The 15,818-nt window shown below is 71.1% G+C and carries 11 protein-coding genes; 1 reads left to right on the top strand and 10 read right to left on the bottom strand.

The window, feature by feature from the left end; all coding sequences use genetic code 11:
- Positions 1-56: 56 nt before the first annotated feature.
- Positions 57-911 (bottom strand): GH25 family lysozyme, encoded by an 855-nt coding sequence (locus AMK18_RS14745; protein ID WP_018102476.1) that lies wholly within the window; start codon positions 909-911, stop codon positions 57-59.
- A gap of 325 nt (positions 912-1,236) precedes the next feature.
- On the opposite strand from AMK18_RS14745, the gene AMK18_RS14740 reads away from it, so the two are divergent.
- Positions 1,237-2,862, top strand: a complete 1,626-nt coding sequence (locus AMK18_RS14740) for an adenosine deaminase family protein (RefSeq protein WP_073863109.1) — start codon at positions 1,237-1,239, stop codon at positions 2,860-2,862.
- 79 nt (positions 2,863-2,941) lie between these two features.
- On the opposite strand, the gene AMK18_RS14735 is transcribed toward AMK18_RS14740, so the two are convergent.
- From AMK18_RS14735 to AMK18_RS14695, 9 genes are all read right to left on the bottom strand, one after another.
- On the bottom strand, positions 2,942-3,445 hold the full coding sequence (locus tag AMK18_RS14735) for a hypothetical protein (RefSeq protein WP_073863108.1): 504 nt from the start codon (positions 3,443-3,445) through the stop codon (positions 2,942-2,944).
- Positions 3,446-3,484: 39 nt separating this feature from the next.
- Entirely contained in the window at positions 3,485-4,918 is a 1,434-nt protein-coding gene (locus AMK18_RS34890; RefSeq protein WP_073863107.1) for an LPXTG cell wall anchor domain-containing protein, read from the bottom strand.
- A 91-nt stretch (positions 4,919-5,009) separates the two neighbouring features.
- Entirely contained in the window at positions 5,010-8,087 is a 3,078-nt protein-coding gene (locus AMK18_RS14725) for a glycoside hydrolase family 3 protein (RefSeq protein WP_073863106.1), read from the bottom strand.
- A 127-nt stretch (positions 8,088-8,214) separates the two neighbouring features.
- On the bottom strand, positions 8,215-10,089 hold the full coding sequence (locus tag AMK18_RS14720) for a discoidin domain-containing protein (protein WP_073863105.1): 1,875 nt from the start codon (positions 10,087-10,089) through the stop codon (positions 8,215-8,217).
- A gap of 56 nt (positions 10,090-10,145) precedes the next feature.
- The gene (locus AMK18_RS14715; RefSeq protein WP_073863104.1) at positions 10,146-11,567 is read right to left on the bottom strand and encodes a GH1 family beta-glucosidase; all 1,422 of its coding nucleotides are present in this window, start codon (positions 11,565-11,567) and stop codon (positions 10,146-10,148) included.
- 38 nt (positions 11,568-11,605) lie between these two features.
- Positions 11,606-12,619 carry an ABC transporter ATP-binding protein gene (locus AMK18_RS14710; RefSeq protein WP_073863103.1) on the bottom strand — a complete coding sequence of 338 codons (1,014 nt, stop codon included), beginning with the start codon at positions 12,617-12,619 and terminating at the stop codon, positions 11,606-11,608.
- Positions 12,616-13,602 (bottom strand): ABC transporter permease, encoded by a 987-nt coding sequence (locus AMK18_RS14705; protein WP_073863102.1) that lies wholly within the window; start codon positions 13,600-13,602, stop codon positions 12,616-12,618. Before AMK18_RS14705 ends, AMK18_RS14710 begins: the two co-directional genes overlap by 4 nt.
- Before the next feature lie 163 nt (positions 13,603-13,765).
- Positions 13,766-14,746, bottom strand: a complete 981-nt coding sequence (locus tag AMK18_RS14700) for an ABC transporter permease (protein ID WP_018102486.1) — start codon at positions 14,744-14,746, stop codon at positions 13,766-13,768.
- Positions 14,743-15,804: an ABC transporter ATP-binding protein gene (locus AMK18_RS14695; protein ID WP_018102487.1), complete on the bottom strand. Its 1,062-nt coding sequence runs from the start codon at positions 15,802-15,804 to the stop codon at positions 14,743-14,745. Before AMK18_RS14695 ends, AMK18_RS14700 begins: the two co-directional genes overlap by 4 nt.
- Between the last annotated feature and the right edge of the window lie 14 nt (positions 15,805-15,818).

Raw genomic sequence — 15,818 nt, 5'->3', positions numbered from 1 at the left:
TGGGGCCGGAGCGGCCCGACCAGGCCGCTCCGGCTCGTACACCTATACGTTTACGTTCACGGCGTGTTGTTCGCCAGGGCGAGGAGGCGGGAGCGGTCGCCGCTGAAGCGGTCCCGGTCGACGTTGCCGGAGACTCCGCTCACCGAGCCGGTGGAGGTGTACTGCCAGACGGTGTAGAAGGGGAAGCCGGACGGGATGCTGGGGGTGCCGGTGGTCCAGTTCGCGACCCACAGCGGGCTGCGGGCGGACATGCCGCTCCAGCCGCCGGTGCAGGTGTTCCACCAGCTCGGGCTGGTGTAGATCACCACGTCACGGCCGGTGCGGGCCTTGTACTGGTTGTAGAAGTCGAGGATCCACTGCTGCATGGACGCCTGCGAGTAGCCGTAGCAGGTGCCCTCGATGTCCAGCACGCCCGGGAGCGTGAGGTTGTCCCGGGACCAGGCGCCGCCGTTGCTCGCGAAGAAGTCGGCCTGCGCCGCGCCGCCGGAGACGTCCGGCCGGGCGTAGTGGTACGCGCCCCGGATGACGCCCGCGTTGTAGGCGTTCAGGTAGTTGGCACTGAACGTCGGGTCCTTGTACGTCAGGCCCTCGGTGGCCTTCATCCAGGCGAACTCGATGCCCGCGCCGCGCACGGAGCTCCAGTTGATGCCGCCCTGCCAGCTGGAGACGTCGATGCCCTCGGGGTTCGCCTTGAGGCCGGCGTCCGGCTGCGCGCCGAGGTGCAGTTGCCGGGTGTCCGGCTTGAAGTCCTTGCTGTCCTGGACGTAGCCGACGCCCATGTACCCCTTGCCGAGCGGGACGGGGTTGTCGTGGCGGGGCGCCGCCGAGGCGGTGCCGGACATCAGGCCGAGCAGCAGCGCCGCGCTCGTACCGAGGACACCGGCCGCGGTGAGTCTCTTGCGAGTGATCATGAGGAGCCTCCTGCTGGTGGGGGGAACGGCCCTGACCGGCCGTTCGGGCAGCACGCTTCACGCATGGGGTCTACGCGCGTCCACTTGTCGCGAACACGACACAGTCAGCCACAGGAACGCCCCTCCGGTAAACAGTTTTCGTTCCTCGTTAGTGGTCTAGACCTCCACCCGTCTCCGTGAGCAGCGCGAACGCCCCTCGCCCGGCGGAAAGTTTCCGGGTGGCCGAAACGGTCCGCCAGGCGCTCTCCCACTCGATCGGGTGGACGTTCCCTCTCAAAGGCATGATTCGCGGGCAAATGACCTTGGCGAGGGTGATCATGCCTCGGTGATCTCTACCAACCGGACGGTCCGCCGTCCCAAGTCCCCTTTGCTGGCCGGGTTCGGCGGTGCACTCGCGCTGCTGAGTCTGGTCCCGGCGCTTCCCGCGACCGCCGCCGCGCCCGCGCGCGACAGCGCCGTACGCGCCACCGCGTATGCGGCGCCCCGGCCGGTGACGCCCGCCGAACGCCGTACCGCCGCCCACCTGGACGCACTGCGGGAGCGGCCCGCGCAGCTGCGGGCCTTCTTCAAGGAGCTGCCCAAGGGCGGTGACCTGCACAATCACCTGTCCGGGGCGGTGACCACCGAGTATCTGCTCCAGCTCGCGATCGAGCAGGGGCTCTGCATCGACGCGACGATGACCGCGGTGGCCTCGCCGTGTGCCCCGGGCGCCCGGCCGGCCTCCGACGCGCGCACCGACGCCGCGTTCAAGCAGCAGATCATCCGGGCCTGGTCGATGCAGGACTTCCCGGCCGACGAGTCCGGGCACGACCACTTCTTCGACACCTTCGGCAAGTTCGGCATGGCCACCTGGTACGCCCGGGGCAAGATGCTCGCCAACGTCGCGGACACCGTGGTGAAGCAGAACCAGTTCTACCTGGAGACGATGGTCAGCCCGGCCTCGGACAGCGCCAAGAAGCTGGCCGACGAGGTGGGTTACGACGCCGACTTCGCCGCCTTCCACCGCAAGCTCGTCGCGGGCGGCAAGCTGGACAAGGTCATCGACGAGGCCGTCCAGGAGGCCGACGACAGCGACGCGCAGTTCCGCGAGGCCGCGCACTGCGACACCCCGCGCCCCGCCCCCGCCTGCAAGCTGCCCGTCCGGTGGATCTCCCAGGTCTCCCGGGGCAGCGCCCCGAACCGCGTGTTCACGCAGATGGCGGTCGGCATGCGGCTGGCCGAGCGCGACCCGAGGTTCGTCGCGGTCAACCTCGTGCAGCCGGAGGACGGCGAGACCTCGCTGCGCGACTACAGCCTCCAGATGCGGATGCTGAAGTACCTGCGCGGGCAGTACCCGGGCGCCCACCTCACCCTGCACGCCGGTGAGCTGGCCCCGGGCCTGGTCAAGCCGGAGGACCTGACCTTCCACATCAACGAGGCGGTCCGGGTCGCCGGGGCCGAGCGCATCGGCCACGGCGTCGACCTGGTGCACGAGGACAACTGGCGGGCGCTGGCCCGGACGATGGCCCGGCGCCACGTGGCCGTCGAGGTGCCGTTCTCCAGCAACAAGCAGATCCTCGGCATCGCGGGCGACGACCACCCGTTCAACGCGTACCGCCGCTACGGCGTGCCGATCGTGCTCTCCACGGACGACCCGGGCGTCTCCCGGATCGACATCAGCCACGAGTACCAGTACGCGGCGAAGACCTACCGCCTCTCGTACACCGAGCTGAAGGACCTGGCCCGCGCCTCGCTGGAGTACGCCTTCCGCGACGGCCGCAGCCTGTGGGCCACCGGCGGCGCACCGTCGAGCTACCGCATGGTGGCGGCCTGCCGCGCCGACCGCCCCGGTGACGGCCGCCCGAGCGCACGCTGTGCGCGGTACCTCGCGGGCAGCCCGAAGGCGGCGACCGAGTGGCGCCAGGAGGCGGCATTCGCCACGTTCGAGCGGGCCCACGGGGGCCGCGGCTGAGCCTGCGGGGCAGCCGTTCCACCACGTCCGGGCCGCGGGGCCGTCCCCCCGCGGCCCGGTCGCGTGTCCGAGTCCCGCCTCAGCGGCGCCCGCCCGGGGCGAGGGTGATCCGCACGTTCTGGGGCGCGTCGCGGGGGAAGGTCCAGACGCGTCCTGCGGTGCTGACCGCGGTCACCGCGGTGTCGTCCAGGGCGACTTCGCGGAACGGGTCGGACCAGCGGGAGACGGCGAGCCATTCGAGCGTGCTCTCCTCGTCGTCCCGGGTGAGCGCGACCCAGCCGATGGAGCCGTGCCGGGCGGACTCCCCCGCCGAGGCGCGGCTTCCCCCGTGGACGTGGACGGCGTGGGTGGAATCGACGTCCAGCCAGTCGTCGGTGCTCCATTCGGTGGCCCGCAGGATCTCCAGCCAGTGCCAGCTCTCGGCCCGCGGATCGTCGGGCCGTCCGGCCTCGTGCGTCCGCAGGAGGTCCATCACGCGGAGGGAGCCGTCGGCGAACACGATGACGTCCCCGTCGGGCGCCTCCCGTTCGCGCCAACGGCGGTGCACCAGCTGGGCCATGGGCGTCGCGACCGCGTCGTTCATGCGCGCGATTCTGTCACGGGGCACCCGGGCTCCCCGTGCTCAGAAGCCGCCCCCGAAGTCCCCGCCGCCGCCGAACCCGCCCCCGTCGCCGAAGCCGCCGCCGTCCCCGAAACCGCCGCCTCCGAAGCCGGACGAGTCGAAGTCCGAGCCGGAGAAGTCACCGCCCGAGAAGTCGCCGCCCATGTCGCCGCCGCCGTAGTCGCCGCCCCCGTAGTCCGCCGCGTACGCCGGGGTGGCCAGCATCGAGCCGAGCATCGTGCCCATCAGGAGGCCCGGGAGCAGGCCGCCGCCGAAGTAGCCGCCCGCCCACGGACCGTAGGCCGGGCCCGCCTCCCAGTACGGGCGGCGGGTGCCGTCGCCCACCTCGACCGTGCGGCTCATCGGGTCCTCGCCCTCGTTCAGCCGCACCTGGTCCGCCGCGCACACCGGGACCTCCCGGGCGCTGCCGCCCGCCGGGGCCCAGCGGACGTCCGCGACGGAGGGGCCGTGGCGCGGGTCGAAGAAGCAGGGCGGGCGGCGGGCCGGGAGCTCGCGGCCGGAGCGGCGGGCGTCGAGCACCGCGAGCGAGTAGCGCCCGTCCTCCAGGGCCTGGGTCACCCCGCGCACGTCCGAGGGGTGTTTCGCCCCGGCCATACGGGACTTGGCGCTCTCGTAGGAGTCGAGGGCGCGTTCGTAGTCGCCGCGCATCGCGTCGTCGGCGCCGGGCTCCGCGGGGTGGAAGTCGAGCCGTTCCAGGGTCTCCCCGTAAGCCGTGATGTCCTCGTCCACGACCACCCGCAGCTTGTCGAGCGCGACCCGCTCCTCTTCCTCCTTGCGCCTGCGGTTGCGGCGTACGACCGTGTACGCCGCGGCTCCGCCGAGGACCACCACGGCCCCGGTCACGGCCAGGCCGACGGTGGCCGAGCTGCCGGTCGACGGGGAGTGCTCGCCGCCGCTCCAGGAGGCGGGGGCGCTGCCCCGGGCCTGTTCGAGGGCGCGGTCCACGAAGGCGTTGAGCTGGGTCGCCGCGTCGGTGTCCGCGCCGGGGGTCTTCACGGCGGCGGTGAGGTTGATGACCGCGTTCCGGGACATGACCTGCGGGTCGGCGCCCGCGCTGAAGCCGTCGCCGAGGCGGATCGCGTAGACGCCGGTGATGCCGGTCTCGGCGCGCAGGGTGCGCAGCACGGTGTCCTCGGGGAAGGCGGCGGTGTTCGGCAGCACGGCCACGAACACCGGTTTGTCCGCGTCCTCGATCTTCTTGCTCAGCGCGGCGGCCTGGCTCCGGGAGAGCTCGTCGGACGCGGCCGGGTCGACGTAGACGGGCCCCTTGCGCAGGGCCTGGGCGACGTCGTTCACGGTGGAGGCGCCGGTCGCGGCCGGGGCGGCGGGGGCCGCTGCCGGGGCCAGGAAGAGGGCGAGGGCGGCGAGCAGTGCCAGGAGCCCCGCCAGGAGCGCCGCCGGGGCCGTGAGGACGAGAAACGGCCTGTTCCGCATACTCCCAAGCTAACGCACACGCGTACGAAACGGGTCGGGACGTACGGAACGGGCGGGCGGCCTCCTGGTGCCGCCCGCCCGTTCCGCGTCGTCAGGCGGCCCGGTAGGCCGTCCTGAGCTTCGCCACCGCACCGGTCAGATCACCGGTGAGCAGCAGGTGGTCGGCGTCCGCGAACGGCTTGGACACCTTCTCGGTCAGCTTGCCGCCGGTCTTCTGCTGGACCAGCAGCCGGGCCTGGCCGACGATCTCCCGGCCGACCTCGGTCTTTCCGAGGCCGGTGCGCTCGGCGACCTGGGCGGCCAGGCCGAGCAGGGCGAGCGTGGCCTCGCCGCCGGCCGGGGGCTTCTTCAGCGTGGTGAGGCCCCAGCCGTACGGGAACTGCGGGTCGTACGAGGCGTCGCCCACGTTTATCGGGAGTTGCGCCTCGGACTTGGGCCAGGTCACCGGGAGCTGCCCGGTGAAGGCCCGCTTTCCGAAGAGGACGTCGGCGACGCCGTCGCCCTCGGAGCCCGGCAGCCAGGACGCCACCAGCGCGTCGATGCCGCCGAGCTGGTCCCCGATGAGCTGGGGGCGGCCCGAGACGATCAGGACGGCGCACTTCATCGCGGCGCAGACCTTGTCGACGGCGGCCCGGTCGGCGTCGGACAGCTTCAGGTCGTGCCCGTTGCCGACGTCGCCGACGCCCTCCGCGTACGGGGTCTCACCGACGACGACCACCCCGACGTCGTACCCGGCCGTGTCGGCGGACGCGTCCTTGGAGTACGTGACGGACGCGGCGTCCTTCTTCATGGCGGACAGGATCGTGGTGCCCGGTGTGGTGGCCCCGGAGGAGCCCTGCCAGCTGACGGTCCAGCCGCCGGCCTGGTTGCCGATGTCGTCGGCGTTGGAGCCGGCGACGTACACCTTCTGCGAGGACTTCAGCGGGAGCACGCCGCCGTCGTTCTTCAGCAGCACCTGCGACTTCGCGGCGGCCTCGCGGGCCACGGCCCGGTGCTCCGCCGAGCCGATCTTCTTCAGGTTGGCGGTGTCCGCGTACGGCTTCTCGAAGAGGCCCAGCCGGAACTTCTGGGTCAGGATGCGGGAGACCGCGTCGTCGATCCGGGACTGCGGGATGCGGCCCGCGGTGACCTCGTCCTGGAGCGTCTTCGTGAAGTCCTTGTACTCCGTCGGGACCATGATCATGTCGAGCCCGGCGTTGATCGACGTGCGCACGTCGCTCGCGTAGTCGCCGGGGAGCTGGTCGATCGCCTTGTAGTCGCTGATGACGAAGCCCTCGAAGCCCATGCGGTCCTTGAGGACACCGTTGATCATCTCGGCGTCGCCGTGCATCTTCACCGGGCCCTTGTCGTCCCCGATGATGTCGAGCGACGAGTAGGACGGCATGACCGTGCCGACCCCGCGCTTGACCGCGTCCTCGAAGGGCGCGAGGTGGACGGCCTCCAGCTCCTGCCGGGTGACCTTGGTGACGCCCTGGTCGGTCGTGTACGAACCGGTGGTGGACGAGCCGTACTCCGTACCGCCGTCGCCGACGAAGTGCTTGGCGGAGGCCAGCACCTTGTCGTTGCGGTCCAGGTCCTTGCCGGAGGGAGCGCCCTGCATGCCCTGGATCACGGTCTCCAGGGACTTCACGAGGGCCGGGTCCTCCCCGTACGCCTCGTACGAACGGCCCCAGCGCTCGTCGCGGGAGACGCAGAGGCAGGGCGCGAAGTCCCACGGGACGCCGGTCGCGCGGACCTCGCTCGCGGTGACGGCACCGGTCTTCTCGGCCAGCTTCGGGTCACGCGTGGCGCCGAGGCCGACGTTGTGCGGCATGATCGTCGAGCCGACCAGGTTGTTGTGGCCGTGCACCGCGTCCACGCCGTAGATCAGCGGGATCTGGAAGCGGGTGGCCTGGGCGCGCAGCTGGTAGCCGTCGATCATCTTCGCCCACGCCTCGGGGGTGTTGGGCGAGGGGACCGAGCCGCCGCCGGAGAGCAGCGAGCCGAGGTCGTACGTGGCGATGTCGCCCTGCGAGGAGAGTGCGTTGCGCTCGGCCTGGGTCATCTGGCCGGCCTTCTCGGCGGGCGACATCCGGGCGAGCAGGTCCGCGACGCGCTGCTTCACCGGCAGCTTCGCGTTCTGGTACGGCAGCCCGTGGGCGTCGATGACGGCCTGCGGGTTCTCCTTCGGCGGCCGGGCGCCGGTGACGGTCACGTCCAGCGGGATCGTCTTCGCGGAGGCGGCGCCGCTCACCTTCTTGGTGGCGACGGTGACCTTGTGCGTGGTGCCGGAGGCGGTGCCCGCCGGGAAGGTGTACGTGCCGCTGACCGGCGTGAAGTCGGTGCCGGGCTTCGCCGTACCGCCCTTCGTCTCGTACGCGACGGTGACGGGCTCTTCCAGCGGGACGGACCCGGTCGTGGTGAGCGTGAGGCCGAGGGACGCGGCGGCGCCCTGCTCGACCGGGACCACCGCGGCGTCGGTGACGACGCTCGCCTTCAGGGCCGCGTCGGCCTTGCCGTACAGCTCCACGCCGTCCATGGCGAACGTGCCGGGGGTGCCGGGCGGCAGGGTGAGGGCGTAGCCCCACATCTCGTTCAGGCCGAGGACCTGGTCGATGCCGCCGACGGGCTGGTAGTCGCCCCGGTAGGTGAAGTCGGCGAACGGGATCTCGACGAGGTGCCAGCCCTCCCAGTCGTCGGTGAAGGAGGTGGTCCACAGCTCGGAGGCCTCGCCGTTGGCGCCGCCGTCCTTGATCTCGAAGGCGATCCGCTTGCCCGAACCGGGCGGCAGGGGCGCGGTGTTCTGGCCGTACCACCAGAAGCGGATGCCCTTGTGGGCGGACCAGTCGTGGGCGGGCTGGTCGGCGGCGTAGTCGTGGCTGAAGCCGCCGTAGCCGCTGATGTCGTAGCTGCCTTCGAGGACCTTGGCGCCCTCGGGGGCGTCGGCCCGGTCCTTCAGCGCCAGGGTGGGCGGGTCGTCGGCGTCACCGCCCCAGGTGAAGATGCCCTCGGCCGGCTGGCCGGCGAAGGGCACCTCCCCCTCGAAGCGGTCGACGGCGACCGGTGCCGGTTCCTCGTCGGCCGGGGCGGCCGTGGACGGGACCGCCCCGGCGAGCAGGCCGGCCACCACGGTGGCGGCGGCCAGCACGGCGGTCACGGGTCTCGCCCGGCGGCGGGTGCGGGGTGGCATCTGTGCGGCTCCTTCTTACGGTGCCCGCGCGCGGCGCGGTGGTGGGGGACGCCGGGCCGCGCGCGGAACATGGGTGATACCGGAAGGTGACGTGCCTGTGGGGGGTGGTTCGGGGGGCCGGGTGCGGCTACTTCTTCTGCTCCACCCGCACCCAGTCGATCTCCGCCTTGACGCCGCCCTGTGCGACGCGGTCGACGCTGGACTGCGGAAGGCCCCAGTAAGGGCTGGTGACCTTGTTCCACCCGGCGGGATAGGCGCCGCCGAGTGCCAGGTTGAGGATCACGTACTGGTTGTGGTCGAAGACCCACTTGCCGCGCGTGGACTCCAGCTTGGAGCGGGAGGTCGTCTGCACGACGCGGTCGTCCACGGTGAACGTCATGCCCTCGGGCGTCCACTCGACGCCGTAGGTGTGCCACTCGTCGGCGCGGCCGCCGTTCGCGTACGTCTGCTGCTTGCCGATGTTTCCGTCGGCGGAGTAGCCCGGGCCGTGCAGCGCCGAGCTGGTCCAGTCGCCGTAGCCGATGTTCTCCATGATGTCGGTCTCGCCCGAGCCGGGCCAGGAGACGTCCGGGTTGTCGACGTCGCTGCCGAGCATCCAGAAGGCCGGCCAGAAGCCGTCACCGACCGGCAGCTTCATGCGGGCGCTGACCTTGCCGTAGGTGAAGTCGAACTTGGTGTTGGTGTCGATGCGGCCGGAGGTGAAGTCGAAGGTGCCTGCGGGCGTCTGGGTGCAGCCCTTGCAGTACTTCGACTGGAGGACGAGGGCGCCGTTCTCGGTGCGGATGTTGTCCGCCGAGTCGACGTACGCCTGGGACTCCCCGTTGACCGGGTTCATCTCCGTGCCGGTGCGCACCACCCGCCACTTGTTGCGGTCGAGTCCTGAGCCGGTGAAGTCGTCGAAGAACGTGGTGGTGTAGGCGCCGCCGGGGTCCTTGGGGAGGGCCGGGTAGGCGGCGTTCGCGCTGCCGCCGGTGCCCCACACCTGGAACTCGTAGAGCGAGTAGCCGAATTGGGCGGTCGCGGGCGCCGGGTTGTAGAACGAGCGCCGCTCGACCCCCAGCATCCGGACGTAGCGGCCGGTCGCCGGGGTGGGCAGCTGGACGGTGTCGTGCCGTCCGACGGCGTCGCCGGGCGACTTGACGTCCGCGCGGCGGGCGGCGACCTCGGAGGCGGACGGCTGGTAGACGGTGCGCCAGGTGCGGTTGTCGTCGGAGACCTGGATGCGGTAGTCGACGGCGTAGGCCGCCTCCCAGTAGAGGTCCACGCTGTCGATGGTGGAGGTGGCGCCGAGGTCGACGCCCACCCAGCGGTTGGCGTTCCAGTCGCTGGACCAGCGGGACTGGTCGGCCTTCAGGTCGGCGGGCCAGCCGCCGTCGGTGACGAAGGCCGGGGAGTTGCCCGCGTGCTGGTAGAAGTCGCCGTACGCGGGGTGGTTGAGGGCGAGGTTGCTGCGGGTGGTGGAGGCCGGGGCGGGCTCTCCGCCATACACCTTGAAGGAGTAGAGCGAGTAGCCCCAGGCGGTGGCGCGCTGGATGCCGCGCATCCGGACGTAGCGGCCGGTGACCTCCTGCGGGTAGGTGTGCGCGGTGACGCTGCCGCCGGTGCCGTCGTCCTCGGTGTAGAAGGGGGTCCAGTCCGTGCCGTTCTTCGACACCTCCAGGACGTACTTCTTGCCGTAGGCGGCCTCCCAGTCGAGGGTGACGCTGCTGACGCGGATGACGGAGCCGAGGTCGACCCTGATCCAGGCGTCGTCGGCGAAGTTGCTGGACCAGCGGGTGGTGCCGTCGCCGTCGGCCACCGCCCCGGGTCCGGAGGCGTCGTTCTCGCTCCCGGACGCGGTGACGGAGCCCGGGTCGGCGGCGTGGGCGGCGGCGGCCCGGTCGGTGTCCCAGGCCGCGGCCTGCACCGCCGCCGGCTTGGGGGCCGGGGCGGCGAAGGCCATGGGGGCGGCGAGGGCGATCAGAGCGGCGGTGGTGGCTGCCAGGGTCGTACGAGAGGGCATGGTGGGGTGTCCCGTTCGTATCCGGTGAGGGTGAGGCGCCACACCCGCGGTCGCGGCTACGACGCGTCGCGGGTGAGCCGGATGGTGTCGCGGTACCACTTGGCGCTGTCCTTGAGCGTCCGCACCTGCGTGTCGTAGTCGACGCGGACGATGCCGAACCGCTTGTCGTAGCCGTAGGACCACTCGAAGTTGTCCATCAGCGACCAGGCGAAGTAACCCCGCACGTCCGCGCCCTGGGCGCGGGCGGCGGCGACGGCGGCGATGTGATCGGCGAGATAGGTGGTGCGGTCGGCGTCGTGGATCCCGCCGTCCTCGGAGACGGTGTCGTCGAAGGCGGCGCCGTTCTCCGTGATGACCGTCGGGAGGCCGTAGTCCTTCTCCAGACGGACGAGCAGGTCGGTGAGGGCGGTGGGGGTGATCTCCCAGTCCATGGCGGTACGCGGCAGGTCGCGCTCCACCTGGCGGGTGACGGGCAGCCCCTCCGCGTCCGTGGTCGCGCCGTCCTCCGTGACGCCGGAGAACAGCGAACCGCGGTAGAAGTTGACCCCGAGCACGTCCAGCGGCGTCGAGATCGCGGCCAGGTCGCCGTCCTGGACGGGCAGTTCGATGCCCTGGGCGGCGAGGTCGGCGACGATGTCCTCGGGGTAGGCGCCCTTGACCAGCGGGTCCAGGTAGAGCCGGGCGCCCAGGCCGTCGGCGCGGCGGCACGCCTCGGCGTCCTCGTGGCTGTCGGTCTCCGGGGAGGCGGTGCCCAGGTTGAGGGTGATGCCGAGTTCGAGGTCGTTGCCCCGGGCGGCGGCCTGCTCGCGCAGGTACTGCGAGGCGAGACCGTGGCCGAGGAGCAGGTGGTGCACGGCGTGGATGGCCTCGCCGAAGTTCTGCCGGCCCGGCGCCTGGCCGCCGTAGGCGTAGCCGAGCATCGCGGAGCACCAGGGTTCGTTGAGCGTCGTCCAGTGCTCGACCCGGTCGCCGAACGCGTCGTAGGCGAGCGCGGCGTACTCGGCGAAGCGGTACGCGGTGTCGCGCGCCGGCCAGCCGCCCGCGTCCTCCAGCTCCTGCGGCAGGTCCCAGTGGTAGAGGGTGACCCAGGGGGTGACGCCCTTGGCCTCCAGCTCGTCCAGCAGGCGCTTGTAGAAGTCGAGGCCCTTGGCGTTGGCCGGGCCCCGGCCGCCCGGCTGGATGCGCGGCCAGGCCAGCGAGAAGCGGTACGTGTCGACGCCGAGGTCCGCGATGAGCTGCACGTCCTCGGGCATGCGGTGGTAGTGGTCGCACGCCACGTCACCGTTCTCACCGCGGACGACCATGCCCGGCACCCGGCAGTACGTGTCCCAGATGGACGGCGTTCTGCCGTCCTCGGCCGCCGCGCCCTCGATCTGGTACGCGGCTGTGGCGACGCCCCAGCGGAAGCCGGCGGGCAGACCGGGTACGGCCTGGGCGGCGATCTCGCGGGCGTATGCCTGGGGGGTGACGAGGTTCATGGTTCTCCTGTGGTTGCGTTGCTCGGGGCGGCCGGTTGCTAGACCTGGGCGGCGGCGGTGGCCGGGGCCTCGTGGTGGAGCCAGCAGGCCACCGAGCGGGAGCCGTCCGTCCCGGGCGCCGCGAGCACCGGGACGTGGGTGTCGCAGCCCTCGACCTTCTTGGCGCAGCGGGGGTGGAAGGCGCAGCCGGTGGGCATCGCCGAGAGGTGCGGGGGCGAGCCGGGGATGCCGCTGAGTTCGCGGCGGGGTCCGTGCAGCGCGGGGAAGGAGTGCAGCAGCCCGGCGCTGTACGGGTGGTGGGGGTCGCGGTAGATCTCGGTGGCGCCCGCCTCCTCCACGATCCGGCCGCCGTACATGATCGCGATCCGGTCGGAGAACTCGATCAGCAGCGAGATGTCGTGGGTGATGAAGACGACCGAGAAGCCGAGTTCCTCGCGGAGCCGGACCAGCTGGCGCAGGATCTGCCGCTGCATGACCACGTCGAGCGCGGTCGTCGGCTCGTCCATGATGACGATCTCGGGTTCCAGGGCGAGCGCCATCGCGATCATCACGCGCTGGCGCATGCCGCCGGACAGCTGGTGCGGGTAGGCGCCGAGCCGGTCCGGGGAGATCCCGACCAGGCTGAGGAGTTCCCGGGCCCGGGCGGTGCGGTCGGCCTTCTTCATCTCCGGGCGGTGCGCCTGGAGTACGTCGGTGAGCTGGGCGTGCACCGTGTAGACGGGGTTCAGCGAGTTCATCGCGCCCTGGAAGACGATGGACAGCTCCGCCCAGCGGAAGGCACGCAGCTCGGCCGCCGACATGGCGAGCAGGTCCATGGCCTGGCCGTCGCGCCCGTGGTAGTGGACCTCGCCGCCGGTGATGACGCCGGGCGGGGAGAGGAGCCGGGTGACCGCGTAGGCCAGGGTGGACTTGCCGGAGCCGGACTCGCCGGCCAGGCCGAGGACCTCGCCGCGGTGCAGGGTGAGGTCGATGTCGCGCAGGGCGTGCACGGCGTCGGCGCCGGTCCCGTAGTCCACGTTGAGGCCGCTGATGGTGAGGACGGGCTCGCTCATGAGCGGGTCTCCTTGTGGCGCGGGGTGCTGGTGCCGGGGCGGGCCACCGGGGTGAAGCCGACGCGCATCTTGACCTTCTTGGAGCCGCCGGTCTCGGTGCGCAGGCGCGGGTTGACGAATTCGTCGATGCCGAAGTTGATCAGGGCGAGGGACATGCCGAGCAGGGCGATGCAGAGCCCGGCCGGGACGAACCACCACCAGGCGCCCTGGGCCAGTGCCTGGCTGGACTGCGCCCAGAACAGGACGGTCCCCCAGTTCCAGTTCGAGATGTCGGCGACGCCGATGAAGGCGAGGGTGATCTCGGAGAGGATCGCGAAGATGACCGTGCCGACGAAGCCGGAGGCGATGACGGCGGTGAGGTTCGGCATCACCTCGAAGAGGATGATCCGCCAGGTCGGCTCGCCCGTGGCGCGGGCCGCCTCCACGTAGTCGCGGCGGCGCAGCGACAGGGTCTGGGCGCGCAGCACGCGGGCGCCCCAGGCCCAGGAGGTGAGGGCGATGACGAAGGCGATGAGCAGGTCGCCGGCGTCCGTGACGAAGCTGGCGATGATGATGATCAGCGGCAGTCCCGGGATGACCAGGAAGACGTTGGACAGCAGCGACAGCGCCTCGTCGGCCAGCCCGCCGAGGAAGCCGGCGGTGACGCCGATCAGCACGGACAGGGCGGTGGCGAGGATGCCCGCGACGAAGCCGACGACGAGCACGCCGCGGGTGCCGACGAGGATCTGCGAGAGCACGTCCTGACCGGTCTGCGTGGTGCCGAACCAGTGCGAACCGGAGGGCGCCTCCAGCAGGTCCTGGCTCATCGCGCTGGGGTCGTACGGGGCGATCCACGGGCCGATGATCGCGATCAGCACGAAGAAGAGCAGGATGCCCAGGCCGATGGTGGTCTTCCGGCCGCGCAGGAACCGGAACTTGCGCTTGCTCGCTGCCGGGGTTTCGGCGGCATCGAGTACGGCGACCTCGGTGGCGGTGACGGCCATGTCTAGTGCCTCTCGTCCGGATCGGGCCGGAAAGGGAGCGGGGCCTGGCGCGTGCAGCTGCAAGGCGGAGGATTGAGGCAACGCGGAGCGTTGGTGATTGACGACAACGCCGCAGATGTGCGTGCCAGGCCACGCGAGCCCGGCCTGATCTGGACGAGAGGCACTATGCCTCCCTTCGGGTACGGGGGTCGAGGAGCATGTAGAGGACGTCGGCGAGGAGGTTCGCCGCCAGGACGGAGAGCGTGATGATGAGGAAGATGCCCTGCATGAGGGGGTAGTCCTTGGCGCCCACGCCCTGGAAGAGCTGGTAGCCGATGCCCGGGTAGGAGAAGACCATCTCCACCAGGAGCGTGCCGCCGACGATGAAGCCGAGCGAGAGGGCGAACCCGGAGATGTTGGGCAGGATCGCGTTGCGTGCCGCGTAGCCGAACATCACCCGGCGCTCGGAGAGGCCCTTGGCCTGGGCGACCATGACGTAGTCCTCGCTGGACACCGTCACCATCATGTTCCGCATGCCGAGGATCCAGCCGGCGACCGCGCTGAGGACGATCGTGAAGCCGGGCAGCACCCCGTGGTAGAGCGCGCTGGAGATGAACGGCCAGTCGAAGGCGGGCACCAGCGAGTTGTCGTAGCCGCCGTCGGCCGGGAAGAGCGGCCACTTCACGGCGAACAGCGAGATCGCGATGAGCCCGAGCCAGAAGTACGGGATGGACGAGATGAAGGTGGTGACGGGGAGCAGGTTGTCCATCCAGGAACCGCGCCGCCAGCCCGTGAAGACCCCGATGCCGGTGCCGAGCAGGAAGCTGATCAGCGTGGTGATCCCGACGAGCGCCAGCGTCCAGGGCAGCGACTGCGCGATGACCTCGCTGACCGGGGTCGGGAAGAAGGTGAACGACAGGCCGAGGTCGCCGTGGAAGAGGTGCACCCAGTAGTCGGTGTACTGCTCCCAGAGCGACTGCTGCTTGTCGAGCCCGAAGAGGGCCTTCAGCGAGTCGATGGCGCTGGTGTCCAGCTGGCCCTGGAAGCGGGCGATGAGCGCCTGGACGGGGTCGCCGGGCATCAGCCGGGGGATGAGGAAGTTGATCGTGATGGCGGCCCAGGCCGTGACCAGGTAGAAGGCGAGCCGTTGGAGCAGGAACTTCACTTCGCAGCCTCCTTCTCGTGGTCGTCGGTGCGGGCGGTGCCGGTGCCGTCATAGAGCCAGCAGGCGGCCCACTGGCCGTCGGCCAGGTCGAACCGGGGCGGCAGCTCGGTGCGGCAGCGCTCCATCGCCTTGGGGCAGCGGGGGTGGAAGCGGCAGCCGGCGGGCGGGGCGATGAGCGACGGGGGCTCGCCGCTGCCCTGGTCCTCCGGCTCGTCCTCGACGGCCTGCCGGTCGGGGTGCGGCGCGGAGGCGATGAGCAGCTGGGTGTAGGGGTGTGCGGGGCGCTGTGTGACGGTCTCGCTGTCACCGCCCTCGACTATGCGGCCGGCGTACATCACCAGGGTGGTGTCCGCGAAGTAGCGGGCGGACGCGATGTCGTGGGTGATGTAGAGGATCGCGAGGTGCAGCCGGTCCTTGAGGTCCTTGAGCAGGTTGAGCACCCCGAGCCGGATGGACACGTCCAGCATCGAGACGGGCTCGTCGGCCAGGAGGACCTGGGGGTCGGCGCCGAGCGCGCGGGCGATGGCCACGCGCTGGCGCTGACCGCCCGACAGCTCGTGCGGGAACTTGTCCAGGTACTGATGAGGAGGAGTCAGCTGGACGCGGTTCAGCAGAGCGGTCAGGTTCTGTTCCAGTTCCGCCTCGCCGTTGCCCGCCCGGCCGTGGATCTTCAGCGACCGGGTGAGGTGGTAGCGCACGGTGTGCACGGGGTTCAGCGAGGCGAACGGGTCCTGGAAGATGAGCTGGACCCGGCGTACGTAACTGCGGAAGGACCGGCCACGTCCGGCCTTCGCCGGCTGCCCGTTCAGGTGGATCTCGCCCGAGGTGAGCGGATACAGCTGCGCGAGCAGTCTGGCGACGGTGGACTTCCCGGAGCCCGACTCCCCCACCAGTGCCGTGACGGTGCCGCGCCGCAGTTGCAGCGAGGCGTCGTCCACGGCGTGGACGGTACGGCGGGTGCGCGCGAGGAGATCGCGGGCGTTGCGCCGTACGGCGAAGTGCTTGGTGACTCCGCGTGCTTCGAGCACGATGTGGTTGTTCTCTGGCTGTTCAGACATGGCCGGTACCTGAT

Source organism: Streptomyces sp. CB01249 (genome assembly GCF_001905735.1).
Taxonomy (GTDB): domain Bacteria; phylum Actinomycetota; class Actinomycetes; order Streptomycetales; family Streptomycetaceae; genus Streptomyces.
This window is presented reverse-complemented; position numbering and strand designations above follow the sequence as displayed.

Coding starts and splice junctions, on each gene's coding strand:
- AMK18_RS14745 (WP_018102476.1), bottom strand. CDS start 911: ATGATCACTCGCAAGAGACTCACCGCGGCCGGTGTCCTCGGTACGAGC.
- AMK18_RS14735 (WP_073863108.1), bottom strand. CDS start 3,445: ATGAACGACGCGGTCGCGACGCCCATGGCCCAGCTGGTGCACCGCCGT.
- AMK18_RS34890 (WP_073863107.1), bottom strand. CDS start 4,918: ATGCGGAACAGGCCGTTTCTCGTCCTCACGGCCCCGGCGGCGCTCCTG.
- AMK18_RS14725 (WP_073863106.1), bottom strand. CDS start 8,087: ATGCCACCCCGCACCCGCCGCCGGGCGAGACCCGTGACCGCCGTGCTG.
- AMK18_RS14720 (WP_073863105.1), bottom strand. CDS start 10,089: ATGCCCTCTCGTACGACCCTGGCAGCCACCACCGCCGCTCTGATCGCC.
- AMK18_RS14715 (WP_073863104.1), bottom strand. CDS start 11,567: ATGAACCTCGTCACCCCCCAGGCATACGCCCGCGAGATCGCCGCCCAG.
- AMK18_RS14710 (WP_073863103.1), bottom strand. CDS start 12,619: ATGAGCGAGCCCGTCCTCACCATCAGCGGCCTCAACGTGGACTACGGG.
- AMK18_RS14705 (WP_073863102.1), bottom strand. CDS start 13,602: ATGGCCGTCACCGCCACCGAGGTCGCCGTACTCGATGCCGCCGAAACC.
- AMK18_RS14695 (WP_018102487.1), bottom strand. CDS start 15,804: ATGTCTGAACAGCCAGAGAACAACCACATCGTGCTCGAAGCACGCGGA.